At 65.0% G+C, this 25,538-nt stretch carries 23 protein-coding genes; 12 read left to right on the top strand and 11 right to left on the bottom strand.

The genetic code is table 11. The features are described 5' to 3' along the window. Positions 1-90: 90 nt before the first annotated feature. Positions 91-1,311: a diguanylate cyclase gene (locus tag J7355_RS01170; protein ID WP_209059092.1), complete on the top strand. Its 1,221-nt coding sequence runs from the start codon at positions 91-93 to the stop codon at positions 1,309-1,311. Between the two features lie 84 nt (positions 1,312-1,395). Here J7355_RS01170 and J7355_RS01165 read toward each other — a convergent pair whose 3' ends face one another. The 4 genes from J7355_RS01165 to J7355_RS01150 form a co-directional block, all read right to left on the bottom strand. Beyond that, entirely contained in the window at positions 1,396-2,772 is a 1,377-nt protein-coding gene (locus tag J7355_RS01165) for an NAD-dependent succinate-semialdehyde dehydrogenase (protein ID WP_209059090.1), read from the bottom strand. Positions 2,773-2,984: 212 nt separating this feature from the next. Beyond that, entirely contained in the window at positions 2,985-5,582 is a 2,598-nt protein-coding gene (locus tag J7355_RS01160; RefSeq protein ID WP_209059089.1) for an EAL domain-containing protein, read from the bottom strand. Between the two features lie 93 nt (positions 5,583-5,675). Beyond that, positions 5,676-6,392 carry a gamma-glutamylcyclotransferase gene (locus J7355_RS01155; RefSeq protein WP_209059086.1) on the bottom strand — a complete coding sequence of 239 codons (717 nt, stop codon included), beginning with the start codon at positions 6,390-6,392 and terminating at the stop codon, positions 5,676-5,678. A 48-nt stretch (positions 6,393-6,440) separates the two neighbouring features. Then, positions 6,441-6,908 (bottom strand): GAF domain-containing protein, encoded by a 468-nt coding sequence (locus tag J7355_RS01150; RefSeq protein ID WP_209059083.1) that lies wholly within the window; start codon positions 6,906-6,908, stop codon positions 6,441-6,443. A 126-nt stretch (positions 6,909-7,034) separates the two neighbouring features. Between J7355_RS01150 and J7355_RS01145 the strand changes: the two genes are divergently transcribed. Next, on the top strand, positions 7,035-7,460 hold the full coding sequence (locus tag J7355_RS01145) for a DUF4186 domain-containing protein (RefSeq protein WP_209059082.1): 426 nt from the start codon (positions 7,035-7,037) through the stop codon (positions 7,458-7,460). 119 nt (positions 7,461-7,579) lie between these two features. Beyond that, positions 7,580-8,110: a hypothetical protein gene (locus tag J7355_RS01140; RefSeq protein ID WP_209059079.1), complete on the top strand. Its 531-nt coding sequence runs from the start codon at positions 7,580-7,582 to the stop codon at positions 8,108-8,110. A gap of 134 nt (positions 8,111-8,244) precedes the next feature. Here J7355_RS01140 and J7355_RS01135 read toward each other — a convergent pair whose 3' ends face one another. Continuing rightward, on the bottom strand, positions 8,245-9,843 hold the full coding sequence (locus tag J7355_RS01135; protein WP_209059077.1) for an isocitrate lyase: 1,599 nt from the start codon (positions 9,841-9,843) through the stop codon (positions 8,245-8,247). 369 nt (positions 9,844-10,212) lie between these two features. Between J7355_RS01135 and J7355_RS01130 the strand changes: the two genes are divergently transcribed. The 4 genes from J7355_RS01130 (at position 10,213) to J7355_RS01115 (ending at position 16,022) form a co-directional block, all read left to right on the top strand. Continuing rightward, positions 10,213-11,742, top strand: coding sequence for a hypothetical protein (locus J7355_RS01130; protein ID WP_209059075.1), 1,530 nt, complete (start codon positions 10,213-10,215; stop codon positions 11,740-11,742). Continuing rightward, positions 11,739-12,983 carry a lipase family protein gene (locus J7355_RS01125; RefSeq protein WP_209059074.1) on the top strand — a complete coding sequence of 415 codons (1,245 nt, stop codon included), beginning with the start codon at positions 11,739-11,741 and terminating at the stop codon, positions 12,981-12,983. The genes J7355_RS01130 and J7355_RS01125 overlap by 4 nt, the downstream gene beginning before the upstream one ends. Positions 12,984-13,267: 284 nt before the next feature. Then, complete coding sequence (locus tag J7355_RS01120; protein ID WP_247739673.1) at positions 13,268-13,939, top strand: OmpA family protein; 672 nt, start codon at positions 13,268-13,270, stop codon at positions 13,937-13,939. A 280-nt stretch (positions 13,940-14,219) separates the two neighbouring features. Continuing rightward, complete coding sequence (locus tag J7355_RS01115) at positions 14,220-16,022, top strand: sensor domain-containing phosphodiesterase (RefSeq protein ID WP_209059072.1); 1,803 nt, start codon at positions 14,220-14,222, stop codon at positions 16,020-16,022. A 61-nt stretch (positions 16,023-16,083) separates the two neighbouring features. Here the strand turns inward: J7355_RS01115 and J7355_RS01110 are convergent, their stop codons facing one another. Beyond that, a complete protein-coding gene (locus tag J7355_RS01110; protein ID WP_209059071.1) occupies positions 16,084-16,275 on the bottom strand; it encodes a hypothetical protein in 192 nt (63 codons plus the stop codon). 294 nt (positions 16,276-16,569) lie between these two features. On the opposite strand from J7355_RS01110, the gene J7355_RS01105 reads away from it, so the two are divergent. Beyond that, positions 16,570-16,863: a hypothetical protein gene (locus J7355_RS01105; protein WP_209059070.1), complete on the top strand. Its 294-nt coding sequence runs from the start codon at positions 16,570-16,572 to the stop codon at positions 16,861-16,863. 103 nt (positions 16,864-16,966) lie between these two features. Here J7355_RS01105 and J7355_RS01100 read toward each other — a convergent pair whose 3' ends face one another. After that, on the bottom strand, positions 16,967-17,473 hold the full coding sequence (locus J7355_RS01100) for a hypothetical protein (RefSeq protein ID WP_209059068.1): 507 nt from the start codon (positions 17,471-17,473) through the stop codon (positions 16,967-16,969). Between the two features lie 119 nt (positions 17,474-17,592). On the opposite strand from J7355_RS01100, the gene J7355_RS01095 reads away from it, so the two are divergent. The 3 genes from J7355_RS01095 (at position 17,593) to J7355_RS17965 (ending at position 20,230) form a co-directional block, all read left to right on the top strand. Next, positions 17,593-18,216, top strand: coding sequence for a histidine phosphatase family protein (locus J7355_RS01095; RefSeq protein ID WP_209059066.1), 624 nt, complete (start codon positions 17,593-17,595; stop codon positions 18,214-18,216). 91 nt (positions 18,217-18,307) lie between these two features. Continuing rightward, positions 18,308-18,901: a hypothetical protein gene (locus J7355_RS01090; protein WP_209059063.1), complete on the top strand. Its 594-nt coding sequence runs from the start codon at positions 18,308-18,310 to the stop codon at positions 18,899-18,901. A 210-nt stretch (positions 18,902-19,111) separates the two neighbouring features. Continuing rightward, positions 19,112-20,230, top strand: a complete 1,119-nt coding sequence (locus J7355_RS17965) for a GGDEF domain-containing protein (protein WP_209059061.1) — start codon at positions 19,112-19,114, stop codon at positions 20,228-20,230. A gap of 18 nt (positions 20,231-20,248) precedes the next feature. Here J7355_RS17965 and J7355_RS01080 read toward each other — a convergent pair whose 3' ends face one another. Both J7355_RS01080 and J7355_RS01075 read right to left on the bottom strand, forming a co-directional pair. Further along, positions 20,249-21,277, bottom strand: a complete 1,029-nt coding sequence (locus J7355_RS01080) for a diguanylate cyclase (protein ID WP_209059059.1) — start codon at positions 21,275-21,277, stop codon at positions 20,249-20,251. A gap of 115 nt (positions 21,278-21,392) precedes the next feature. After that, positions 21,393-22,592: a Xaa-Pro peptidase family protein gene (locus J7355_RS01075; RefSeq protein ID WP_209059058.1), complete on the bottom strand. Its 1,200-nt coding sequence runs from the start codon at positions 22,590-22,592 to the stop codon at positions 21,393-21,395. A 308-nt stretch (positions 22,593-22,900) separates the two neighbouring features. Between J7355_RS01075 and J7355_RS01070 the strand changes: the two genes are divergently transcribed. After that, positions 22,901-23,218: a YMGG-like glycine zipper-containing protein gene (locus J7355_RS01070; protein WP_247739672.1), complete on the top strand. Its 318-nt coding sequence runs from the start codon at positions 22,901-22,903 to the stop codon at positions 23,216-23,218. Positions 23,219-23,268: 50 nt separating this feature from the next. On the opposite strand, the gene J7355_RS01065 is transcribed toward J7355_RS01070, so the two are convergent. Further along, positions 23,269-24,435: a GGDEF domain-containing protein gene (locus J7355_RS01065; RefSeq protein WP_209059057.1), complete on the bottom strand. Its 1,167-nt coding sequence runs from the start codon at positions 24,433-24,435 to the stop codon at positions 23,269-23,271. 252 nt (positions 24,436-24,687) lie between these two features. After that, a complete protein-coding gene (locus J7355_RS01060) occupies positions 24,688-25,440 on the bottom strand; it encodes an SURF1 family protein (RefSeq protein ID WP_209059056.1) in 753 nt (250 codons plus the stop codon). Between the last annotated feature and the right edge of the window lie 98 nt (positions 25,441-25,538).

Below are 25,538 nucleotides of genomic sequence, written 5' to 3'. Positions count from 1 at the left end.
CCGTCGGCACGCCAGCCCACCGTCCCGATTCCGGTAAGCGCGTGCTAATAGTCGTTGCCGGGTTCGAACAAGACGGTTGCCAAGACCGCGATGTCCACACAGACAGTCGAGCGACTCCTTGTGGAGCGCTGCATCGCCGAGCGGGGTCATCGCCGGGTGCGTTTTCCGGCCCCGGTAGAACAGGCCTACGAGGGGTATTCGCGGCGTTATCGGGCGCGTCTGATCGCGAGCACCATACTGCCGTCGCTTTTGCTCTATAACCTGCTGCTCGTCGCCGACTTTCTGCTTTTGCCGCAGACGTTTCTACTCGCGGCCTTCTGCCATCTGGCCCTGGTGACGCCGCTGTTGCTGTTCGTGGGCTTCACCATTCGTGGCGAGCCCCGGCTGTGGCTGCGCGAGACGCTTGCAATGTCCGTACCGCTCGCCATGGCGGCCCAGATTCTTTTCATCTATTCGATCAACATCAACCATCCCGCCGCGCAGCACTATCAATATCTCGTGCTGCTGACGGTGATCTACGCCAATGTGTCCCAACGTCTGGATTTCCGTTTCGCACTCGCGGCGACGACGATGCTCGTCGCCGGGTATCTCTGGGTGGTTCTGCCCTCTGCCGAACCGTTCGCGAGCAAGCTCGTCGGGATGGCCGCGATCGTGAGCATCGGCTATCTGACCCTGAGCGCGAACTTCTGGATGGAGCGGGACGCGCGCTACGGTTTTCTGCGCCATCTGCGTGATCGTCTACAGCGCGAGGACGCGGAACTCGCCGCGAACCGCGATGCGCTCACCGGCCTGTCCAACCGCTACCAGCTCGAAAAGCGTATCGACGAACTCTACGGCGCGGGCGTCGAGAACGTGCATGAACTCAGCGTCGGTGCCCTCATGGTCGATGTCGACCACTTCAAGGCGTTCAACGACCACTACGGCCACCCGGCCGGCGACACCTGTCTCAAGCGCATTGCCGGCGCCATCGCCGCGCAGCTGCGCAACGAGAACGATCTGGCGATCCGGTACGGCGGCGAAGAGTTTCTCATCCTGCTCTACGACGCCGACCTGGCCGATGCCGTACGCATTGCCGAGCGCCTGCGCCGCGCCATCGAAGGCTTTCGTATTCCTCACGTGCGTGCCTCGGATCACGACGACGTGACGGTGAGCGTGGGCGCCATGGCCGGTCATCTGGCCCGCTACCGGATCTCCGAGCTGGTCGACGGCGCGGACGCGGCGCTTTATATCGCCAAGCGCAACGGGCGCAACCGCGTGTTCCCGCCGCTGCTTGCCGACAGCCGCTCGCTCGTGCTCAAGCCGCACGCCTGACGCGCGCACCGCCACGCAATAAAAACGCCCGTATCTCGATCGAGATACGGGCGTCGACTACGCAGCGGGTCACGCAACCCGGCGCTAGTCCACGATCATCACGGCCTTCGCGTTCACGAATTCCTTCATGCCGAAGCCGCCGTGTTCACGGCCATAGCCGCTGTCCTTGACGCCGCCGAACGGCAGATGTGGCTGCGCCAGGCGATAGCCGTTGATGTTGACCATGCCGGTATCGAACAGATTGCGTGCGATATCGATGGCACGCTTTTCGTCCTTCGAAAAGATGCCGCCACCCAGACCGTAGCGCGAGTCATTCGCCACGCGAATGGCTTCGTCCTCGTCGGCGACACGGATCAACGATGCGACCGGGCCGAACAGCTCCTCGTCGTAGGCGGGCATGCCCGGTGCGAGATCTTCCAGCACCGTCGCCGGGTAGAAATAGCCCGGCCCCTCCGGCAGCTCGCCACCGAACACGCAGGTCGCGCCGGCATCGATCGAACGCGTGACCAGATCGTGCAGGGTATCGCGCAGATCTTCGCGGGCGATCGGACCGAGCACCGTGTTCGGGTCGGTCGGATCGCCGTACTCGACCTGGCGCATGCGTTCGACGAATTTGTCGCGGAACGACTCGTACACCGAATCGACCACGATGAAACGCTTGGCCGCCACGCAGGTCTCGCCGTTGTTGTAGATCCGGCCCTGGGCACAGGTTTCGACCGCACGGTCGATATCCGCGTCGTCCAGCACCAGATAGGCGTCGTTGCTGCCCAGCTCCAGCACCGATTTCTTCAGGTGCTGGCCGGCCTTAGCGGCCACGGCCGCGCCCGCCTTCGGGCTGCCGGTCAGCGTCACGCCGCGCACGTATTCATGCGCGATGAGCTGGCCGGTCTGTTCGGCATCGATGAGCAGGGTGCGAAAGACGTTTTCCGGCAGGCCGGCTTCGCGGAACACCTTCTCGATCTCGAGGGCGGCGCCCCAGACGTTCGGCGCATGCTTCAGCAAGACCGTGTTGCCCGCCATGATATTGGCGATGCTGTAGCGAATGACCTGATAGAACGGGAAGTTCCAGGGCTGAATGCCGAGAATCACGCCCTGCGGCTGATAGCTGATCAGCGCACGGCCGCCGTCGAGCGCGCGCTCCTCGTCGCCGAGCTCGTCGGCCGCGGTATCGGCGGTGTATTCACAGATCGCGGCACAAAGCTCGATTTCATCGCCGCCCTGCGAGATCGGCTTGCCCATCTCGCGGGTCATGAGCGCGGCATAGTCGTCCTTGCCGGCACGCAGCCGCTTGGCGATTTCGCGCAGAATGCCGCCGCGCTCTTCCAGTGTGGTGGTGCGCCACTTCAGAAACGCCTCGTGCGAATCGCGCAGCGTCTGCAGCGCCTGTTCGTCGCTGGCCAGTTCGTAGGTCGCGATGACTTCGCCGTTGGCGGGATTGATCGTCTGTTGCGTCTGGGCCATGTCGAGGCTCCCGTATACATGCTTGAAAAATGCCACACAGCGCGTAGACGGCAAGACGACTTCACGGTCTACCGCATCGCGCATGCGCTTTGTATCTGCAGCGGGATATAGAGGCCCTGAACGTACTTTCAATGGCGATGGCCCCTCAGCAAACGCAACACCGCGTCGAGCCAGCGCCGCGACCACTACGGTGGCCGGGGCTTTGCGCGTCGCTAAAGCGCCTTGCGCACGTCGTGGCTGCGCACGAGATTGGCGAACGCCGACGAATCGCCGGGCCGGCTGAAGTAGTAGCCCTGCATATCGTCGCAATCCTGGGCCCGCAGAAAATCCTGCTGCTCGGCGGTTTCCACGCCTTCGGCGATGACGTTGAGGCTGAGGTTCTTGCCCATCGTGATGATCGCGCGCGCGATGGACTGGTCCGTGGTATTCGACGACAGCTCGCGGATGAAGGAGCGATCAATCTTCAGGCTGTCGACGGGCAGCTGGCGCAACTGGGTGAGTGAGGAATAGCCGGTGCCGAAATCGTCGATGGAGATGAACACGCCCAGCCGCTTGATCTGCGCGAGCAACGCCAGCGCGCGGCGAATATCGTGCATCACCGCTGTTTCCGTGATCTCGAGTTCGAGCAGATTCGCCGGCATGCCGGTGCGCTCGAGCACGGCTTGCAGATGATCGACCAGCTGGTGATCGGAAAATTGCGCAGGCGACAGATTCACCGCCATGCGCAGCGCCGGCATGCCCTGACGTTGCCACGCCATATTCTGTTCGCAGGCCGTTTCCAGCACCCAGCGCCCGATCGGAATGATCAGGCCGACCTCTTCTGCGAGCGGCAGAAACTGGGTGGGCGTGACTTCGCCCAGCTCGTCGTTGTGCCATCGCAGCAACGCTTCGACGCCGATGATGCGCTCGTCCGCCAGGCTGATCTTGGCCTGATAGGCCAGCTCGAACTCGCCGCGCTCCAGCGCCTGACGCAGATGATTCTCGAGCTTGATGCGCTTGAGCGAACGGCGCTTGAGCTGCGACGAATAGAACTCGTAGGTGTTCTTGCCCTCTTCCTTGGCCCGGTACATGGCCATGTCGGCATGTTTCATCAGGCTCGAGGCATCGAGCGCGTCGTTGGGGTAGAGCGCGATCCCGATGCTGGTGGTCACCCGGTATTCCTGGCCCTGCAGTTCTACCGGTTCCAGAATCTTGGCGAGGATTGTCCGGGCGAGTTTGGCGGCATCTTCGCCGTGCTTTACATCGTTGACCAGGATCAGGAATTCGTCGCCGCCGATACGGGCGACCACGTCACTGGCGCGCACCGATAGCGACAGCCGCTCGCCGATGGTGATCAACAGCTGATCGCCGGCCTCGTGGCCGAGCGAGTCGTTGATCGTCTTGAAGCGGTCGAGATCGATGAACAGAAGTGCGAAGGCGCGCCGGTGCCGGCGTGCGGACTCGATCGCCATCGCCAGCGACTGATTGAAAAGCGTGCGATTGGGCAGGCTCGTCAGCGCATCGTGGGTGGCCAGAAACTCGATATGCTTTTCGCCGGCCTCGCGCTGGGCCTCGTGCTCGAAGTTCTCGAGCGCGAACACGAGATTTTGCGCCATACGTTCCAGCAGGCGCACGCCGTCGGCGTCGAAGGCACGCCGCAGGCGCGACGCCAGAAAGATCACGCCGATCGGCTTGTTCCCACGCAGAATCGGTACCGCGGCGGCCGAACGGATACCGGCATCGGCCGCGATTTCACGCCACGCTTGGGTGCGCCGGTCCTCGAAATAATCATCGCTGACCTGTGGCATCACGGCATGAAAACAGCGATCCGCGAGACCGCGCGGCTGCGCGCCGGCCGCGAGTGATATCTGGGCCCCGCGTATCTGGTCGGCGGTCGCGCCGGCGCTGGCGGTCACGTCGAGCGCCTCCCCATCCGTCGACGCGAGCAGGATCGACACGATCACGATGTCGACGCCGGTCACCGCCGTATCGCAGACCTGCTGATAGAGATCCTGGGGCGTGCTCGCCCGCAGAATCGCCTCGTTGGTCGCGCTCAGCGAGGCATACATGCGGCTCATGCGATCGCGGGCCAGTTCCGCCTGCTTGCGCTGACTGATGTCGTTCACCGCGCTCACGATCAGCCAGCGGCCATCCACGAACAGCGCGCGCCGGTGCTCCTCGACCACCGACAGACGCCCATCGCTGCGCCGGCTGCGGTTTTCCTTGGTCTGCCCGCCCTGCGCGATCACCTGGTCGTATTCGCGCTCCAGCAGGTCGCGATCGAGCATCAGCAGGGTATGCGGCGGCGTGGCCAGCAGCGTATCGCGATCGCAGCCGACCAGTTCGCAGGCGCGCTGGTTCACGAACACGAAATGCATCGTCTGGCGGTCGATGACGAATATCATGATGTGCGAGGCATCGATCGCGGCGCGCAACTGCCGCAGTTCGCTGAAGCGCGAACGTTCGGCCGTGACGTCGCGGGCCAGTCCGCGCCAGCCTGCCGCGTGACCGTGGTCGTCGAACATCGGTTGTGCGCTGATCCGCAGATGACGCACGTTGCCGTCGCGCTGCAACCACGACACAACGCGCTCGCGTATGGGCGCAAGGTCGGCGTCGTCGGGCCTGGGCCACCCGCTCTCGTCGATCGCACCCAGCCCGAGTTCGATCGCCGTGGATCCGAGCCACGAATCGGCCGCGATGGTGCCGGCATCGACCGCGCTGCCGCTGACCTGCACGAACCGGCCGGCCGCATCCTGCTCCCAGTAGAAATCCGAGACCAGCGCCACCAGGCTGCTGATATCCGGCGTATCGGGGTTCATGGCTGTGGGCATCGCATGCCCCTTCTCATGCATGCAGGCACGATGATCATGGGCCTGGCGCGCGCCGCGCACGCAGATGACTTGTCTTCAAAAGAGTATCGGCGGTCACGAGGACAACCTTGAGCGCTGGACCCGCTCGTGCAGCGTCTGCAGGCGCCCGTCGTGTATCCCTTCGGCTTCGAGATGCGCGACCGTATTGGCGAGATAGTCGGCGCTGCTGCCGATCATGCCGTGGCCGGTCGCCAGCAAGTGCACGACCTGCGTGTCGTCGAGCCGGCAATGACCGGGATGCGCGGCATTGACCACGAATGCAATCGCGGCCACGGGCCCCGCGGACGTGCGCACGGTCAGCCAGCGCGGCGTGTAAACGCCGGTCAGCATCTCCCGGCGCCAGACCATGAGCAGCTCGTGTTCGATATCCGACGCGCTCACGCGCAGCGTCATGCCGTTGCAGGACCCGCCCGGTACGAGGCCGAGCATCAACCCGGGTGCCTCGGGGGAGCCGCGGCCGTAGGCGAGCTTGAGACGAAAATCACGATGAAAACCGTAGAGCCGCGCCATGCGCGACTCGGCGACCGCGACACAGGGGTTCCAGAGCAGCGAACCATAGCCGAACAGCCACACCCCGGCCGTCGCCTGCGCGTGCGCGTCATCCGGCCGCTTCGCAAGCGTATGGCGAATGGAGTTACGAAGCGCTGCATCGCTGGCGAGCGCCACATCGGGATGGCGGACGCCGAACGCCGTGCGAATGCCGTCGCGCTCGAGCACCTCGCGCGTGATACCGCCGGCCAGATCGCCCGGCGCGCGGTCTGCGTCACGCACCGCGCCACGCCTCGTTGCGGGCGTCGCGCCCCGGCATCGCATGGCGTATCACGCCGCCACCGCCTCGAAATCGCTGGCCTCGACGAACACGCGGCACAGCCGTTCGATCGCGTGTTGATCGTCCGTCGAAAAGCGGGCCGGATTCGGGCTGTCGATATCGAGCACGCCCCAGAGCGCGTCATCCACGATCACCGGGACCACGAGCTCCGAGCGTGACGCCGCATCACAGACGATGTGATCGGGCACGGCATGCACGTCGTCCACGCGCTGGGTCTGGCGCGTCCGGGCTGCCTTACCGCAGACACCCTGTTCGAATGGAATGGGGTTGCAGGCCGGTAGCCCCTGAAAAGGCCCGAGCACCAGCATGTTCACGGGCCTTTGCCGATAGAACCCGACCCAGTTGAGCGCGTCGAACTGCTGCGCGATGAAAGCGCAGGTCTGGGCCGCATTGGTCAGCCAGTCGCGGGTATCGAGCAGAGCGACCAGCTGCTGTTCACGCAATGTGACATCGTTCATGGCGAATTCGCCTGATCCTGGGGCCATAGACAGCGCCTTGCCGATACGCGCTCCCCGTTCGGCTCGGCGCACGTGATCCTGGACATTCACCATACAAGCATCCCGGAATGCGGGCCATTGCCCGCCATGGCGCCAGACGCGCGTGCCCGCCTCGTGCGTGCGGCCGCGCACCTGATCTACCCTTGCGGCATGCGCGACATGACCGATCTGTTCACCGCCCTGGCGCGGTCACGATTTCGCAGCCGTTTTGCCCTCGGCCCGCGCGAAGCCGGGTATCTGGAACAGCGCGGGCTGGATACGGTTCGCGAACATGCCGAAAAGTTCGTTGCCGAACGCCTGGCGCCGGCGCACCCGCGAAACGACGGCCGTCAGACCCCATGGCGCAACCACCCGGTGTTCATCGCCCAGCACGCGACCGGCACCTGCTGTCGCAACTGTCTCGAGCGCTGGCACGGCCTGGCCAAGGGCCGTGCGCTCGACGATACACAACAGCGCTATATCGTCGACGTGATCGACCACTGGCTGCGGTGTCACGCCGATCGCCACCGGTGACGCGCTGCCGCTTTTGCGGCCCACCGCCCCGATTGCTCGACATTCGTCGCCTGCCGTTCCGGTGGCAGGCATGCGAAAGTAGGGGCCAACGCATGATTCATTGACATCAGGAGTACGCCATGAGCCTCGACCCGGACCTTCAAGCGCTAAGCGACAAGATCGACCGCCTGAGCGGACTGGGCGACAAGGCACAGTTCTCGCCGGAGCAACAGGGTCTGCTCGACAAGGCGCTGGCGCAATCGCAACGCGAGCGCCATGGCGGGGTGATGCAGGTCAGTCATTTCCGCCAGGAACTGGACTTCTTCGTGATCTGCCTCGGCTACGGCCTGGTCGCCTTCGCGGCGCTGGTGATGCTGCGCTGGTCCAGCGAGGCGCCGCTGGGCGGGCCGGGCGTGTTCGGGCTCGCCTTTCTGGCCGGGGTGAGCGGCGCCCTCTTTCGCGCCTTCTACGCGCGCCCGAAGACCACCCACGCGCGCGGCCTGATTCTGGTGCTCTCGGGGTTCGTCGTGCTCGTCTCGCTCATTGCGCTGACCGCCGCGCATGCGATCGGTGGCGTGCTCGGCATCGTGCTCGGCGCGATCTTCTTTCGTTCGATCGAGCGGCGCCGCCAGAGCAGCGGCGCGTCGCTGCGTCAGCAGTCCTCGAGCTGAGCGGCGCGGTGCGATTCGCACCGCCAGCCAGACGACCGAAATAAAACCCAATAAAAAAGGCGGGGCCGCGTGGCCCCGCCTTTTTTTCGTCGCGACTGGCGTCGCGACTCGGACAGTGATGTACCGTACGGCGACTAGCCGAACTGGTTCATCGTGTTGTCCTTGCCACCGGCCTTCAGCGCGCTCTCGCGCGAGAAGAACTCCTTGTGGTCATCGCCGATGTTGGAACCGGCCATGTCCTGGTGCTTCACGGTGGCGATGCCTTCGCGGATTTCCTTGCGCTGCACGCCTTCCACATAGGCCAGCATGCCCAGATCGCCGAAGTAGCCCTTGGCCAGCTGATCGGTCGACAGGGCCGCCGTGTGGTAGGTCGGCAGCGTGATCAGGTGATGGAAGATGCCGGCCTTGGCCGAGCCTTCCTTCTGGAAGTCACGGGTCCACTCGTCGGCGACCTTGCCCAGCTCGGTGTCGTCGTACTTGATGTCCATCAGGTTGTCGCGATCGTAGGCCGAAAGATCCTTGCCTTCCTCGGCCCAGGCGTCGTACACCTGCTGACGGAAGTTCAGCGTCCAGTTGAACGACGGGCTGTTGTTGTAGACCAGCTTGGCATCCGGCACTTCCTTGCGGATGCGATCGACCATGCCGCCAATCTGCTTGACGTGCGGCTTCTCGGTCTCGATCCACAGCAGGTCGGCGCCGTTCTTCAGGCTGGCGATACAGTCCATGACCACGCGGTCTTCGCCGGTGCCCTTGCGGAACTCGAACAGGCCCGAGGCCAGACGCTGCAGGCGCACGAGCTTGCCGCTCTGCTTGATCACGACGTCGTTCGGGTTGATTTCCGAAGCGTCCTTGATCTCTTCGCCCGCGATGAAGCTGTTGTACTGGTCGCCCAGGTCACCCGGCTCGTTGGAGACGGCGATCTGCTGGGTCAGGCCCGCGCCCAGGCTGTCGGTACGGGCGACGATGATGCCGTCGTCCACACCCAGCTCGAGGAAGGCGTAACGCACCGCGTTGATCTTGGCCAGGAACTGGGCGTGCGGCACGGTGACCTTGCCGTCCTGATGGCCGCACTGCTTCACGTCCGAGACCTGGTTCTCGATCTGAATCGCGCAGGCGCCGGCCTCGATCATTTTCTTGGCCAGCAGATAGGTGGCCTCTTCGTTGCCGAAGCCGGCGTCGATGTCCGCGATGATCGGAATGACGTGGGTTTCGAAGTTGTCGATCTTCTCCTGTGCCTTCTTGGCCGCGACGTCGTCGCCGGCTTCCTTGGCCGCTTCCAGATCACGGAAATAGTGGTTGAGCTCCCACGCATCGGCCTGCTTGAGGAAGGTATAGAGCTCCTCGATCAGCATCGGCACGGTCGTCTTCTCGTGCATGGACTGATCCGGCAGCGGGCCGAACTCGCTGCGCAGGGCCGCGACCATCCACCCGGACAGGTACAGATAGTTGCGCTTGAGGGTGCCGAAGTGCTTCTTGATCGAGATCGCCTTCTGCTGGCCGATGAAGCCGTGCCAGCAACCCAGCGACTGCGTGTACTTCGACGAATCCTTGTCGTAGGCCGCCATGTCTTCGCGCATCACCTTGGCGGTGTGCTTGGCGATATCCAGACCGGTGTGAAAACGGTTCTGGGCGCGCATGCGCGCGGCGTGTTCCGGGTTGATGGCAGCCCAGGCGCTGCCCTGTGCTTCGCGCAGCGACGCGATGGCATCAACGTCATTGGAATACTGGGACATGGTCGATCCTCTCGCTATGAATGTGGTGACCGGTTTGCATGCCGGCGCGGCGTGCTGACGCCGCGCCGACCATGACAGCCGGTTGCCACGCATTCTAGGCATCGATTGCGGATACGAACAGTCAATATCCGTGATAGTCGATATTCACTTGGTGAATGTTTGGCGCAGCACAGCACGCGATATCGGGGGCCGCAGGAGGGTCGCGTTTGCCACCCACCGGCGCGGGTCGAGCCGGCCGCGACCGGATTTTACCCGCGCAGGTATGGACACCCTCGCGGTTTCGTGCTCTTTATTCATCAGGGCAAACGCGACGGACACGCCCCGCGCGTTGCTGTCGACAACGACTGTCATGCGGCTGGGGAGCGGCGCATGGGCAAGACGGTTATCACGATGTGGTCAGCCACCGCGCTGATACTTGTGGCCTGCTCCGGGCCGCAACGGGTCAACGATGTCGCCGCCCGGCTCGATATCGACAGCAAGAAGACCCGTCGCTACCACTACCTGGCCGATGTGCCCTTTGCGGAAGGCCTTGCCCACGAAGGCTATATCGTGGCGCTGGAGAAATCGCCGCGGGCACGCGTGGGCTATGTCGAACGCGAAAGCTATGCGCGGCGTTTTCGCTTTCTGCCGGCCGACCCGGCCAACCCCCGGCGCGCGGCCCATCTCGACACGACCATCAATGCCAACGCCAAGGCGCTGTTCGTGTCGCATATCGTGGCCTATGAGTCCGACCGGGCACAGGCCCGCAGGGCCGGCGCCCGTGCGCATGCCGCTCAGCCGCGCATGCGCACACGGTTTCTCTACAACATCTACGCCGACCGCGGCGCCCGCACCTATGGCGCCAGCGCGGACGTGCCCATCGTCGTGGCGCGCGAAGACTTCCACGAAAGCGGCTGGCAGGCGCTGGAAAGCTCGCTCGCCCGCGATCTCGAATACAAACTGGCGAGCGCACGCGACGCGGGCCGTCCCTACACCCACCTGGTGTTTTCCGCGATGGGCTGGGACAACGATCAGCCCGAGTCAGTACGGCGCTACAACGCCATCATCGGCCAGCTGATCGAGCAGGCCCGCCGCGATACCGACGCGGTCGCGCCGTTCAATCCGCTGGTCGTCGGCATCACCTGGCCCTCGGTCTGGGGCTGGCAGAGCTGGTTTAATCTCCGCCAGCTCGCCTACAAGCTGTTCGGCTACGCCAACAAGTCGGACGACGCCGACGAGATCGGCTACACCTATGCCAACTGGCTCGTGAACCGGCTCGGCCTGCAGCTGCGCGCGGCGTTCGCCGATACGCAGCCACGCCTGCAGGTCGTGGCCGTCGGCCACAGTTTCGGTGCCCGCATCATGTCGCGGGCGGTATTCAGCCGCGCCCTGCTCGAAAACGATCCGCATCCAAACCAAAGCGTCGATCTGCTGGCCGGGCTGCAGGGCGCGTTCAGCGCCAACCGCTTCATTCCCGGGGCGGGCAACGAAGGCTATCCGTATGCCGGGCTGCCCGGCATGACGGGGCGGGTGCTCATGACCACCTCCGACAACGACAAGGCCAACCCGTTGGCCTACTACCTGTCGCGCGCGGTGCATATCGGCGGCAAGCGCGGGCTGGATGTCGCGCGCGACCCGGCGCACGCCGACATCTTCCATATCCCCACAACGCGGTCGCCCCGTCTCGACGCCGCGGCCTGCGCGGCGCGCGACCAGGTCATCGTCGTCGACGCCAGCGACTACGTCCACGACCACAACGATGTGCTGACGCCCGAAATCGGCGCGCTGCTCTGGTCTGCCATTCAGTGCGACGCCCTGACGACGGACCGGCGCGCGGTGACACGTCACGAAACGCCGCTTGCAGCGACGCCGCGTCTCGCAGCGCATGCGACCCCGCTGCATGCGAGCGCCGCGCCATGAAGATCGAATCGACCCGCAGACCGCCGGCACGTGCTTCGGCACCGGCTACCGAAGCACGTGCCGCGGTACCCGGCGATACGGCCATCGATGTGCCGTCGCCGACGACGACAACGGCACCGGCGTGCCCCGTATTCGCCCTGGGCGGCGTCAAGGCACCGTTGCCGGCGCCCGCACCCACCCCGCTGGACGACCTGCTGCCGTTCGCCGTGGGTGCGGCGATCGCCGCCTCCCACGACCTCGACTGGGGCGATCAATTCGCGTTGCTCGATGTCGGCTGTGCCCATGTCCGATTCGTATCGCGCGGCTGTCAGCAGACGCTGATGTTCACGCTCGACGGCCGCGCCTGGATCATGTTTCGCGGCTCCGATCAGAGCCTCGACTGGCTGCTCAACTTCGCCGTGCTGCCGTTCTATCACCCCGGGTTTCGCATCGCCTGGCAGCTGCTGCGCGAGCCGGTATCGCAATGGGCGCAGCAGGTGCGCGGCGACGCGTCGCGCTGCGTGATCGTCGGCCACTCGCTCGGCGGCGCCATCGCCACGCTCGCCGCCCGCGCCGTGCGCGATACCGACACCCTGCCCGTGGAAGCGGTGATCACGCTCGGCGCGCCGCGGGTCGGATCGGCGCGTTTCGCGAGCGCCTACAACGCCACGCCGGCGGGTTTTGCCGCATCGGACGCGACGCTCGGCGATCGCACGCTTCGCCTGGTCAACGGCGACGACCCGGTTCCCACCGTACCGCCCGTATGGCTCGGCTTTCGGCATGTCGGTCACGCGCAGGCGGTAGCCCAGCTCGAACCGAATGCCGCCACGCCACCGCCACTGCCGGTACGCGATCCGGTCACCTTTCGGCGCCCGCGACGATCGGCCGATGCGTGGCTCACGCGCCTGCAGTACGCGCTGGCGACATACGGGCGCACGCCGTTCGCCCAGCTGACGCGGCTGACGCTCTGGCTCGGGCGCTCTTCGCTGCAGCATCTGCGCGCCTGTTACGGCGCGCCGCTGGGCGAGCGGCTCGCCTTCACCACGTTCCGGCCGCTACCGCATCGCCGGACAACATCGGAACGCCTGCTGCGGGGACTGGATCGCGTGGCGATGGGCCTGATTGCGCTGCTGCTCGTCTCGCCGATCGCTGCCCTGTTCTACCTGTTGATACGCACGGCCTCCGAAGGGGCATGGGCGCTGCTCGTGTTCGAACTGCTCACCGTGGCGGTGGTGCTGTTCTCGCCGCCCGACCCCTATTAAACGACCGCGCTGGCCGTCGATACGCCATGCGCTTGGCAACGCAGCGTTGCCAAGCGCAGCATGCAAGCGAAACGCGCCGGCGCACGAGCGCGGACATCGACATTGCTGCGCTGAGGGAAACCGTGATATTCCAACAACAGCGGGCTCGTGCGAACGAGACCGCACTGTCGGCCGCGATTTCAAGAATGAAGCGGGTCGAGGGGGGAGCACAATCGCGTTCCGGTGGTCGGGCACAGGCTCGTCGCCACCGCAGAATAAACAAGAATAGAGTAGGAGAAATTGCGATGAATACGCTTCAATCCGGGTACCGCAGGGTGCTCGTTGGCGTGGCCGTGCTCGGACTGTTCGGGTGCGCGGCCAGCCCCGATACGGACAAGGCCGACGGTGGCTACTACGTGACCAACCCCGATGGCGAGGTCTACAAGGATGCGGCCGGCAACTGCTGGCACGACCCAAACGTCGAGAAGAACGAAATGCGCGCGGAATGCGGCGATCAGGTCGCCCAGACCGATGGCGACGATGACGGCGACGGCGTGCCCAACAGCCGCGACCGCTGCCCGGGCACGCCCATGGGCACCGAAGTCGACGCGCGCGGCTGTCCGATCGAGAAACAGGCGCCCATCGTGCTCAAGGGCGTGACCTTCGAGTTCGACTCCGCGCGGCTGACCTCGCAGGCCGAAGGCCGGCTCGACAACGTGGCCGAGGCGCTACAGTCGTCGGCGTCGATGTCGGTACGCGTATCCGGACACACCGACAGCATCGGTTCGGACAGCTACAACGAACAGCTCTCCCAGGATCGTGCGGATTCGGTCAAGCGCTACCTCGTGGATCAGGGCATCGAAAGCACACGCCTGACCACCATGGGCTACGGCGAAAGTCGCCCGGTCGCCAGCAACGACACGGCGGCCGGCCGCGCCCAGAACCGGCGCGTCGAACTGGACGTCATGAAGCCATAGCCCTTCGCATACCGTCGGCGAGCACCGACGTTTGCAGCCCGGCGTGTTCGACAGGCACGCCGGGCTTTCTTTTTTGCGGCGTGCGTATCGCCTCACGCACGCGTACAGACGTTCGCTTTGCGGCCCGGTTTTTGGACAACCGTTCAGTTTTGGCGTGTGTCGCCGATGTTAATAGGGGTTGGGTGCTGATCTGCCGGCATGGCGATGTCGCCGGTCCGAGCATCACAAGTCTGTCGCGGAGCGAATCCGCGCACTGCAACTCACGCATCGCGGCCGAATGATGAAAACCCTTCGTACCCCGGCAAACGAAAACGAACGGCTGGAAGCCCTGCGCCGTACGAACCTGCTGAACATGCCGCGGGACGCGATCTTCGACCGTATCTCGCAGCTGGCCTCGCGCCTGCTGGACATGCCCATCGCTTCGATCACCCTGGTCGATGAAACACGCCAGTGGTTCAAGGCCGCCGTGGGCGTGGATATGGACCAGGTGCCGCGCGATGCGTCGTTCTGCACGCACACGATCAACGACGACAACGTGATCGTCGTCCACGACACCACGCTCGACGCGCGTTTCGCGGAAAACCCTTTCGTGGTCGGCGACACGCATATCCGCTTCTATGCCGGCGTGCCGCTGCGTACAGTCGAAGGCTACAGCCTGGGCACGCTCTGCGTTCTGGATACGCGCACGCGTCACGATTTCCAGGCCGCCGAACTCAAGACCCTGTGCGAATTCGCCGACATCGTCACCGCGTGGATCAAGATGCGCGAATCGGCCGGGCATCTGGACGCCACCACCGGTGTCTATACCCGCCAGCGCATGATCGAGCAGATCAGCCATGAACTGCAGCACGCCGATCACCAGCCCGCGGCGGCCGTGCGCGTCGTCGGTATTGCGGATGTCGCGCTGCCCAAGCAGATGCACGACCTGACCCAGGTGATGGGCCATGCCCAGACCGAGAAATTCATCATCGAATGCATCAACCGCCTGTCGAGTGCGATCGGCGCGGAGCGGGATCTGTATCGCATCGGCCTCTACCGGTTCGGCTTCTTTCTGAGCGGCTCGATCGGCGCCGGTATCCAGCGCAAGCTCAACGCGCTGATCAAGAAATTGCATAAGCCTTTCGATTCCGGTGTCGGCCTGTTGCTCGCGCCCAACGCAACGCTCGGGGTGACCACGATCACGGCGCGCTCCAACGAACACGCCGAAGAGATTCTGCGCCAGGCCTCCGTGGCCGCGGACGACGCCTGGCAAAGCGCACGCGGCTGGGCGTTCTACAAGACGGAAAGCGACATCCTGCGTCAACGCAAGCTGCAACTGCTGACCGATCTGCCCGACGCACTGACCGCCAGCGATCAGCTGCATCTCGTCTATCAACCCAAGGTGGATCTGCGCACCGGCGCCTGCGTCGGCGTGGAAGCATTGTTGCGCTGGGCCCACCCGACGCTCGGCGCAATCTCGCCGATCGAACTCATCGATGCGGCCGAGAAGACCGCGCTCATGCGTCCGCTCACCAACTGGGTTATCGATGCCGCGCTGGCCCAGCACGTGGCATGGCAGGAACAGAGCCTGACCCTGCAGATCGCGGTGAACCTGTCTGCCTACGACCTGGCCGACGACGAGATGGTGAACCGCGTCTGCCAGCGGCTGGAAAAACACGGCCTGCCCGGCGAAAGCCTGGAACTCGAATTCACCGAGAGCACGTTGATTCGCGACCTGGATGCGGTGATGCCCAAGCTGGAGCAGCTGCACGCCTTCGGCGTGTCGACCGCGATCGACGACTTCGGCACCGGCTACTGCAACCTGTCCTACCTGCAGAAACTCAACGTCAGCAAGATCAAGATCGATCGCCGTTTCGTTCAGGCGCTCGAACAGAGCGAGCGCGGCCAGACCCTGACCCGCGCGATCGTGCGGCTGGCCCAGGACATGGAATACCAGGTCGTCGTCGAGGGCGTGGAAAACGAAAGCACCATCGACCGTCTGCTCGAATGGAACTGCGATCAGGCGCAGGGGTATCTGTTCAGCAAGCCACTCGCGCCGGACGCCCTGCTCGCCTGGGCGCAGACCCGCGGCGTTTCACGCTAGGCGCCGGACGCGGCCTGGTCTGACCGCAAGCGCGGGCGAGGCTGGCGTGCCGCGGGCGTCGTCAATCCCGGTCGGGTTCGCGCTCTTGCCGATCGACCGCAGGCTCGACCATCGGACGCTCGTTCGCGCCGTCCGTATGTCGATCGACGCGTCGATAACGCTGTGTCTGCCCCCGTCCGAAGCCGTAGGACACGGCCAGCAATAACAGGCCGAAAATCGAAACCCCCAGAACCGATCCCACACCTAGCGTCATAGTGCTCCCATCGCCCGAACGCGCCGTTTGATCCGTTATCGGCCAAAGCCACGATGAATCAATAGCTTTGGCAAAAATTCCCGGGCAGCGTCGCGTCCGTTTTCGCCGCCGAGGAACGGTGTCGTCGTATCCACCACGGCCGGCCGGCACAACGCAACGATGATCGCCTGCCACCCGCCGCTCGGTCAGGGTTGAATGGCGATGGCGCCGACCCATCTATGTGCATGTAACACGCACTTTACGGGCCGATCATCTTCACCGACAGATGCCGGCCCGGCCAATCAAGGAGACGCCATGTTTTTCCAGCACCACGCACTGAAGCGCGCTCTCGCCGCTGGCGCCACCGCTGTCACGCTACTGTTCGCGACCGCAGGTGTCGCACAGACCGGAGCCGACCAAGCCGCGGCCGACCGGCACGGCGCCGTTCCAACGATGGATCAGCCGGCCCCGCGCGGCAGCTATCACGCTGAAGATACGGATCGCACGGCCCGCTCGGGCACCGCCCGGGACAGCAGCGCCACGCATTCGAATGCGCAGCAAGCGGCAGCCCGGGCCGGCACGCAGAACGGTGGGGATTACGCGCAGTAACCTTTGCGCACACCACACGTCATGAAACCGAAGCAGCGCCGCGTCGGTGAAGCCGGCGCGGCGTTTTTCATGTTCACGCAGCGCCGAGCCGGCACCGCGACGATCAGGCGTTCGCCGCGCCCTGCTCTGCCGTCTGCGACAGGCGCAGGTGACGCTGAATGACCGCCGCCAGATCGGGCACGACCGACACGACCTCGCGTTGTGCGCGCCCGCGTACACGCTGGTAGGCCGAACGAATGGTACGGCTGTGGATACGCTCGGCGCGACGATCGGCGACATGGAGTACGGCATCGGCCACCTGGGCGTCGCGCTCGCCCAGATAGGCGGCAAAACCCGCCGGATCCGCCTGCCCGTACGCCGCATAAAACGGCTCGAGCTCATGAATGAAATCCGGCATCTGTTCGCGCACCGTGCGCTCCAGGATGTTGGGCTTGACCTTCTGCACGACGCTGAGCGCGGTGCGCATCGTCATGCCGCGACGCTTGACTTGTGCGGCCACAAGCGTCGTGCAATCGTCGACGAAGGGGTCGAAGTGCCGCGCCGAGAGCAGATGTTCTGCCAGGGTTCCGGCCTGAATGTCGTCTGCCTGATCCGCGTGCTGTGAACTCATGATGGGTAACTCGGACGTCGGTTGAAATGCCGTCAGCCTACGCGCGTTCAATGAATAGGGGCTGACAGTAACGCGCCTGCGCGGCATCGATTAAAACCCACCGTGCGTAAGCTGTACGCATGAGCGACCCACAGCTGCCGCAGACACGCCGCGCCCACCCGGGGTTGGTGGCACGCGTATTCTGCCTCGTTCTCGCCGTCGGGTGCCTGGCCGGTACGGCCACGGCTGCCGAGCGGGGCGAGGCGGCCGCGTTATGGCAACGTCTTGCGCAAGGCAAGGCGGTCGCGTTGATGCGCCACGCGAGCGCACCCGGCTTCAGCGATCCGCCCGATTTCTCTGTCGACGATTGCAGCACGCAGCGGAATCTGTCCGAGGCCGGGCGTGCCGAGGCCCGCACGATCGGCACATCGATACGCGCGCACGGCATCGACAATGCCACCGTGCGATCCAGCCAATGGTGCCGCTGTCTGGATACGGCCCGGCTGCTGGGCTTCGGCCCTGTCGTGCCGACGCCCGCGCTCAACTCCTTCTTCGAACAACGCGACCGCGCCGACGCACAGACGCGCGCCGCCCGCGCCCTGCTGGCCGACACCACGGTTTCGGGGGCGCGGATATGGGTCACGCACCAGGTCAACATCAGCGCGCTCACGGGTTTGACCACCCGGCCCGGCGAGATCGTTGTCGTCGCGCCGCGCGACGGCGATATCGAGGTTCTCGGACGCCTCGCGCCACTGGACGATTGAGCATCGACCCACGCTGTGTGCGCACTGAAACCGTGGCGCGCATCGCCTACGCTGAGCGCAAGTCTCGCGAATCCGACAACGACTTCAGGCCATGAGCAAGAATCCCAATCCGCAGGGCAAGGGCGGGTCACTGGTGCTCGCCACGCTGAACGAACAGCGCGCGGGCGGCATGACCGTGCCGCCCAAGCAGATCGACCAGGTGAGCACCGAGCTGTTCACGTCGCTGTTCGTGCTCGAAAGCGAATTCAAGTTCAAGCCGGTGCCCGGCAAGCGCTATTTCCTGTATCGCAAACCCGCGCATTTCTGGCTGGCGCTGACACCGCCACGCATGATGAGCGAGGCCGTGGCCGGACGCTTCATCGGAACATGCGTGCTGCAGAACGACATGACGTGGACGCTCGAGCTGGACGACGCGGTCGCCGCCGATCGCGACTTCATGGCCTATCTCGAACAAAAGCGCGCCGCCTTCGAGGAAAAACTGGAGCGCGCCGAAACCGTCGACGACGTCCTGCCGGTCTACCAGCGCGGGTTCGACTTCTACCGCCGCGCTTCTGCGTTCGCGGTCGCGCACTCGCTGACGCGGTCGATGACCCAATCGGGTATCAGCGGGCTGTCCTACGACGAAGCGCGCGGGCTGCTGCCGGATGCGCGCAACCGCGACGAGGATGACGCGCGAGCGGATTGACCTCGCCGCGCGAACCATTGCCTATCAAGGCCTGTGGCGCAGGCGCGCGGGTGGCAATTGCAGGCGCGTCGAAATATCGCGCACGATTATTGGCCTGTCGTCGGATAAGACTGGCCGTGACCCGGCCGATAACAACGCTATGGCAGCAAACAAGAATCCGCGCCTCGGTGCTCGGCCGCCACGCCGCCCGAACGCACAGCGGACCTGAGCGTGGTGCGCCAGGAACAACGTTCACGGGTACGCGAACATCAGAAGATTCGCCTGCGACGCGTGGCCATGGCCGGCGCGTCGTACGTGCTACAAGCGCTCGTGGTCGCGGCTGCCGCGGCATTGGGCGGCGTCGCCTGGTCGGCCGCACTGATCTACGCGCTCGGTCTGGCCGCGGTGGTGGCATTCTTTTTCGTCATCTTTCTCAGCGATCTGAACCTGCGCTCCGCCGAACCCAACCTGACGTTCATACAGGTGGTCAGCCCGCTGCTGCCGGCGGTCTATCTGCTCTACCAGATCGAGTCGCTGCCGGTACGGGCGGGCATCCTTCTGACCGTCATGGTGCCGCTGCTCTACGGCATTCTCGATCTATCCATACCGCGTTTTCTTGCCGCCGCGATGGCCTATTTCGCCGGCTATTTCGGGGTGTTTTTGCTCGCCGGCGGGCGCGATTTGACCTACTACGACAATCCGAACGAGTGGATCGTGCTGATTACGCTCGGCGTTTTGCTCGTGCAGATCGGGATGATCGGCGGTTTCATCAGCGGCCTGCGCGGCACGCTACGCCGCAAGAACCTGCAGCTGAACCAGGCGATGGAGCGGATCTCCAACATGGCCGTGCGCGACGAGCTCACCGGCATCTACAACCGCCGCCGTCTCATTGAGGTACTCCAGGGCGAGGTCGCCCGCGCCGCGCGCGGCGATGCGCAGTTCAGCATCTGCCTGTTCGACCTCGACTACTTCAAGCAGATCAACGACAAGCGCGGCCATCCAATCGGCGACCGGGTGCTCAGCGACTGCGCAGCCGCCGTCGAGGGGCTGATCCGCAACGTGGATACGTTCGGCCGCTTCGGCGGCGAGGAATTCTTGCTCATCATGCCGATGACCAACGCGGACGCGGCCTCGATCGCAGCCAACCGGCTTCGCAAACGCATCGCGGCGCTGAAGTTCATCGACGACGAGGGCGATGCCTTCGAGGTAACGGTTTCTATCGGAGTGGCCACCAGCGCTGCGGATGCCGCGCACGAGACGAACGCGATCCTGCGTCGCGCCGACAAGGCGCTCTATGCGGCCAAGGCCGCCGGCCGCAACTGCGTGAAACTCGCCGACAGCACCTGCTGAGCAAAACCGGCCGGCCGGTCAGCTGACCACCCGATTGCGCCCGGACTGCTTGGCGTCGTAGAGGCGCCGATCCGCTGCGCCAAACAACGCTTCCAGCGTATCGCCATCGCGCCCGAGTTCCGCGATGCCGATGCTGGTTGTCAGCGCAATATCCTGACCCGCATGGCGGAACGGGCTCGTTTCGATCGTATGCCGCAGATCGTCGGCCACGTGTCGCCCCTGCTCGGCGCCGGTATCGGCGAGAAAGATGCAGAACTCCTCGCCGCCGAGCCGGCAGACGACATCACTTGGCCGCACACGCTCGCGGATACGGTCGGCCACATGGCGCAACACCCTGTCGCCGGCATCATGGCCATGGCGGTCGTTGACCTGCTTGAAATGATCGAGGTCGATCATCAGCAGACACAGGCGCGCGCCGTGCCGGGCGTGACGCGCGCGCTCGGCCGCGAACACGTCGCCCAGGCGAGCGCGGTTCGCCAGCCCGGTCAAAGGATCGGTCATCGCGATCTCGCGCAATCGATTCTCGGCACGTTCGCGGCTGATCTCGTAGACATGGGAAAAGCCGAAGATGCAGACCGAGGCGAGCGCGACGTTGGCGACCGACCGGGTATTGCCATAACCGGGGTCGACACCGAACTTCCAGAAGAAGATCGCACCGGCGATCGCCATGTAGAACGCCGCCACGCCGCCGCCGATCCAGCGTCCGAGCAGCAGGTGGCAGAGAATGGGAATGAGCAGTACCCACGCAAACACGGTCGGCGCCGCGACGGCCGTGGTCAGCGAGTACATCATCACGGAAAAGAACGGCACCAGATAGACCACGATCCAGCGCTGCAGATACGCCGTGCGGGCGATCACCGGCAAGAGCGTGAACGCGAAACCGGCCATGAGCAGTTCCAGCGTCATGAGGCCGTAGCTGGCGTTGCGAAAATTCAGGATCGCGAACAGCACCCCGAAAATCCCGGTGAACCACAGCAGCACCTGCAGAACCGCGCGACGATGGGCGAACGCATGAGTGGGGTCGTCAATCCGGGAGACGGCAGGCATGGCATCGCGAAAGCGGGCTTTAACGCATTCTAGCCGTATGCGCGGCGCGATTTCGCGGCGCACGTCATCGCGCCGCTCGCCGTGGGTGAAACAGTGGCGTACCCCAGTGCTGTCCTCAGTCGACGCTTTGCAGATCCAGATCGTTCGTGGTGATACGCACCGCGCCGCGCGGCGTCACGCGCACGGTCTCGCTGAAGCCAACGCCAAATTCGCCCGGCTTGCGCAGACAGATCGGCAGATGAAACACCATGTTCGTTTCGAACAAAGCCTCGTTGCCGCGGGCGATGAACATCGAACCCGCCACCCACGACGGCGGAAACTGGATACCCACCGGATAACCGTACACGCCGGAAAAGAAGGCCTGGTCCACGATCGGCGCCAGTGCCGCGCCCCCCGCACGCGCAGCCTCGTCGAAGGTCGCGCCGGTACGCGCGTGTTCCATCACCGCCTCGAGCACGGCCCGGCCGACCGCGTGGAAACGCCGCACCTCGTCGTTGGGCGGGCCGACGGTCGCCGTGCGCATCATGGGCGCGGTATAGCGACGTCGTACCGCACCGAATTCCATGAACACCACATCGCCGCGGTCCACGCGGTGCCCGGCGTGGTTGGTGTGGATGATCCCGCTACGAAAACCGGTGGTCACGATGGGCTGCATGCTCATGAATTCGCTGCCGCCCCCGAGCATGGCGTTGGCGCCCGCGCGGGCTATTTCATGGTCGACCACACCATCCCGAATCACATCCGCGGCGGCGTCCAGACCGCGGCCGGTAAGCGCGGCGCTTGCGGCGAGATAATCCAGCTCGGCCGCTGATTTCACCAGCCGGATCCGGTCGAGCAGCAGGCCCATGTCCTCGAACTGCGCGCCGGGCATCGCACCCTGCAAGGCCGAGAGCAACCCGGGCCGCAGCGAGCCGCTCCACAGGCTCACGCCGATACGCTGCGCCGGCCCCGGTGCGAGCGCGCGCGCCTGTTCGTCGACTTGTCGCGCCACGGACATCGGTGATTCCCAGGCATAGCCGACCACCGCATCCACCCGGCTCAGATAGACCGCAGGGCCGATCTCGATGGCCGGTACGAACAGCACCGTCGCGCTCGCGGAAACCAGCAGCAGGCACTGAACGGATACCTCGAAAGTCGTGTAACCGGTCAGATAACACAGGTCGGACGGGTCGCTGAGCGTCAGCAGATCGAACCCGTCGCGCGCCATTGCAGACCGCAACGCTGCCAGGCGCGCCTCGTATTCGCCGACATCGAAGGCGAGATCGGGCCCGTCGAGGCGCTCGATCAGGCAATCGCGATACGCGGCATAGTCCATGTTCGACTCCGAAGCGGTGGCGGTGGCACCTCCACCCTACCGCGTCGATTACGGGACAGCGACGCCCGGCGGCGGGCCGGTCACGATCGCCGCGTTGGCCTCCCGTTCCGGTGCGAATAGAGCCCTCGCAGCGCACGCCGCGACGGCGCCCAACCCGGACGCGGACCGCAAAAGCCGGCCCGGCGCCACAGGATGAACCGGCGCCCATGCACTGGCATGCAGCCGGTTCATGAACGATTCATGCGCCCTATCGTTAAATTAATACTGAACGAACGAGACGATCCATAACTCAGAACAGGAGACACATCATGAACACCACCCTTCGCAATCGCATCGCGGCCGCCACCCTGCTGACGGCCTTCGCCAGCACACCGGCGCTGGCACTCGATAACAACACGATGTCCCAGGCGCTCGGCGGCGGCATCGGCGGCGCGCTGGGCGCGGCTGTCGGCAACGAGATCGGCGGCCAGAAAGGCGCGCTGATCGGTGCCGCCGCGGGCGCAGCCGGCGGCTCGTGGCTGATCAACGAGCGCAACGACGATCGCTACTACGACCGCGACTACGACAACCGTCGCTATCGCAGCGAACGCCACCGCGGCTACGGGCGCTATGGCAGCTTCCGTTGATCGGCTGTTACCCCGCGAGTGCATGAACGCCGCCCTTGGGCGGCGTTCTTCTAACTCGCGGCGCGCATACCGCCGGGGCCGGGCGAATCGTCGGGCCCGTCGTCCGGCGCATTCGCCGCGGGATGCAGATCGCGCACCTGCGCACTGTCGTGTGCGTCGGCAATAGCGGACGCGCTCTCTGCAATCGTGACCCGATTCCGGCCCTCGGCCTTGCTGCGATAGAGGGCATGATCGGCACGCCCGATCGCATCCTCCAGCGACTCACCGACCGCCACGACCGCCACGCCGAGCGACACCGTACAGCGGATCGGCTCGACGCCCGCCGCGATTTCCAGTACGCCAACGTCGGCCCGTACCCGCTCGGCGAAATCGGCCGCGGCCTGGCCGCCCGTCTGCGGCAGCAGAAAGAGAAACTCCTCGCCGCCCCAACGAGCGACCGTATCGTGGCTGCGACAGCGTTCACGCAAGACGGCGCTGACCCGGCGCAACACGAGATCGCCCGCATCGTGACCCAACCGGTCGTTGATCTGCTTGAAGTCGTCGATATCGGCGATCACCAGCGACAACGGCGCGCCGCTGCGGCTCGAGCGCGTACGCTCCTGCTGTGCGGTCTCCATGAGGTGGCGACGGTTGAACAAACCGGTCAGCGTGTCGCGGGTGGCCAGATCACGCAGCTTGCCTTCGGTCTTGCGCACCATGCGGTAATAGAAACTGGCCGTAGAGCTGGCCATGGCGAAAAACACCGACACATTGAAGATATACAGCGCGGTAAGTGCCGCGGGCGCGAGCGGCTCGAGCGGCCCGGTGAATCGTGATACTTCGTGGAGTGCGAGATAGGCACTGAACAGCACCAGCAACGGTAGCCGTACGCTGCGCCAGTCGCCGCTGACCATGATCGCGGGAATGAACATGAGCAGGTAGTAGTTGAAACCGGCATCCCAGCCGGTCAGCAGCGTGCCGATGAAGGCATGGCCGAGCACCTCGGCCCAGATCAGCATCAGCGCCGGTCGGTTTCGTCGCTGTCCGAGCAGTCGATAGGCGACGATATACATCGCCACGCTCAGGACATTGATCCAGGCCAGAATCGGCGAGCCGGCAGCCAGAAAGAAAAAGAAGAAGCCGACATCCACGCAACTGGCCAGCACCGTTACGCGTCGCACCATCATCCAGAACGCTGAATGCGCCGTCGTGCGACGCGGTGTTGTTTCAAGCGACATGGGTCCCCCGGCGTGCCTGCCGGTCGGATGGGTCGGCCGGGCCATGCGGGATACCGCGGCCATCGACGTCGAACAACAGACCGGACAGGCGTTTTACGCGACCACCTCGAGTCCGCGCCTCCCCCCGGAGCACACCGCAACCCGAACGCTTCGTGCACGTTGCCCCCGGCTGGGGTCAGCCAAGCCGGACCGCGACGCATACCGTTGCCCGATGAACTATAAGCAGTCTCGGGCGCGACCGGCAGCCGCGCGTCAGCGACGCCTGAGATTGACCACCACGAGAATGATGCCGGCGACGATCGCCATCAGGAACCACTGCGAAGCATAGGCGTAGTGCCCGAAGGGCCGCAGGCCGACCGTATCCCGGTCATCTTCCCATTCGCGTACGAAACCATCGGGCGCCTGCGGGTCGAGCAACAGCAGCCCGTCGACCACGGGCGCGCCGTACTGGCAACGCACGGCCGCGGCGTCGGGATAGCTCAGAACCCGTGGCCAGTCCCGGTCCGTGCAGTCCACCGTGCCGCCCCATTGCAGGGCCGGCTGAACGAAGCTGCGCCAGAATCCCGTGACTTGCACCGGCGTTGTCGGCGCGGGCGGGTCGGGTAGCGGCTCGCCGGCTGCCGGTTTCTCGATCCAGCCGCGATCGACCATCAGGCGGATGCCGTTGTCGAGGCGCAGCGGCGTCCATACGCGATAGCCGGTGCGCGCACCGCGTAGCTGATCGGCGAGCAGAATCTGGCGACCCGGTTCATACCGGCCGGTCGCGACATACTCGCGACCATAGACGAGATCGGCCACGCGCGCGTTGCCTTCTGCCGGCGCGCCTTGCGGTTGCATCGGCGCGCGTCCGGCCTGCCGCGCGGCCTGACGGGCGGCGACCAGTCCTTCCTTGTAGTGCGCTCGTTCGACCTGCCACACGCCAAGCGCACAGAAGATCGCAGCCCCGACACAGAACAGCAACACGCCCCACCAGGGCGGCGAAAAACGATAGCGACCGAGATTCATACGACTGCGATCATGTGGTATCCGAACGGGCCAGCGTACCGGACGCTATCACCCGTTCACGCCACGGGCGCCGGCCGCTACCGGCATCCGGCGTCGTA

It is taken from the genome of Endozoicomonas sp. G2_2 (assembly GCF_017744135.1).
GTDB lineage: Bacteria > Pseudomonadota > Gammaproteobacteria > Nevskiales > Salinisphaeraceae > Salinisphaera.
The sequence above is the reverse complement of the archived record's forward strand: the minus strand, read 5'-3'. Positions and strand labels throughout refer to the sequence as shown.

Coding starts and splice junctions, on each gene's coding strand:
- J7355_RS01130 (WP_209059075.1), top strand. CDS start 10,213: ATGGGCAAGACGGTTATCACGATGTGGTCAGCCACCGCGCTGATACTT.
- J7355_RS01105 (WP_209059070.1), top strand. CDS start 16,570: ATGTTTTTCCAGCACCACGCACTGAAGCGCGCTCTCGCCGCTGGCGCC.
- J7355_RS01140 (WP_209059079.1), top strand. CDS start 7,580: ATGAGCCTCGACCCGGACCTTCAAGCGCTAAGCGACAAGATCGACCGC.
- J7355_RS01115 (WP_209059072.1), top strand. CDS start 14,220: ATGAAAACCCTTCGTACCCCGGCAAACGAAAACGAACGGCTGGAAGCC.
- J7355_RS01100 (WP_209059068.1), bottom strand. CDS start 17,473: ATGAGTTCACAGCACGCGGATCAGGCAGACGACATTCAGGCCGGAACC.
- J7355_RS01075 (WP_209059058.1), bottom strand. CDS start 22,592: ATGGACTATGCCGCGTATCGCGATTGCCTGATCGAGCGCCTCGACGGG.
- J7355_RS01160 (WP_209059089.1), bottom strand. CDS start 5,582: ATGCCCACAGCCATGAACCCCGATACGCCGGATATCAGCAGCCTGGTG.
- J7355_RS01150 (WP_209059083.1), bottom strand. CDS start 6,908: ATGAACGATGTCACATTGCGTGAACAGCAGCTGGTCGCTCTGCTCGAT.
- J7355_RS01110 (WP_209059071.1), bottom strand. CDS start 16,275: ATGACGCTAGGTGTGGGATCGGTTCTGGGGGTTTCGATTTTCGGCCTG.
- J7355_RS01120 (WP_247739673.1), top strand. CDS start 13,268: ATGAATACGCTTCAATCCGGGTACCGCAGGGTGCTCGTTGGCGTGGCC.
- J7355_RS01090 (WP_209059063.1), top strand. CDS start 18,308: ATGAGCAAGAATCCCAATCCGCAGGGCAAGGGCGGGTCACTGGTGCTC.
- J7355_RS01080 (WP_209059059.1), bottom strand. CDS start 21,277: ATGCCTGCCGTCTCCCGGATTGACGACCCCACTCATGCGTTCGCCCAT.
- J7355_RS01145 (WP_209059082.1), top strand. CDS start 7,035: ATGGCGCCAGACGCGCGTGCCCGCCTCGTGCGTGCGGCCGCGCACCTG.
- J7355_RS01135 (WP_209059077.1), bottom strand. CDS start 9,843: ATGTCCCAGTATTCCAATGACGTTGATGCCATCGCGTCGCTGCGCGAA.
- J7355_RS01060 (WP_209059056.1), bottom strand. CDS start 25,440: ATGAATCTCGGTCGCTATCGTTTTTCGCCGCCCTGGTGGGGCGTGTTG.
- J7355_RS01095 (WP_209059066.1), top strand. CDS start 17,593: ATGAGCGACCCACAGCTGCCGCAGACACGCCGCGCCCACCCGGGGTTG.
- J7355_RS01125 (WP_209059074.1), top strand. CDS start 11,739: ATGAAGATCGAATCGACCCGCAGACCGCCGGCACGTGCTTCGGCACCG.
- J7355_RS01065 (WP_209059057.1), bottom strand. CDS start 24,435: ATGTCGCTTGAAACAACACCGCGTCGCACGACGGCGCATTCAGCGTTC.
- J7355_RS01170 (WP_209059092.1), top strand. CDS start 91: ATGTCCACACAGACAGTCGAGCGACTCCTTGTGGAGCGCTGCATCGCC.
- J7355_RS01070 (WP_247739672.1), top strand. CDS start 22,901: ATGAACACCACCCTTCGCAATCGCATCGCGGCCGCCACCCTGCTGACG.
- J7355_RS01165 (WP_209059090.1), bottom strand. CDS start 2,772: ATGGCCCAGACGCAACAGACGATCAATCCCGCCAACGGCGAAGTCATC.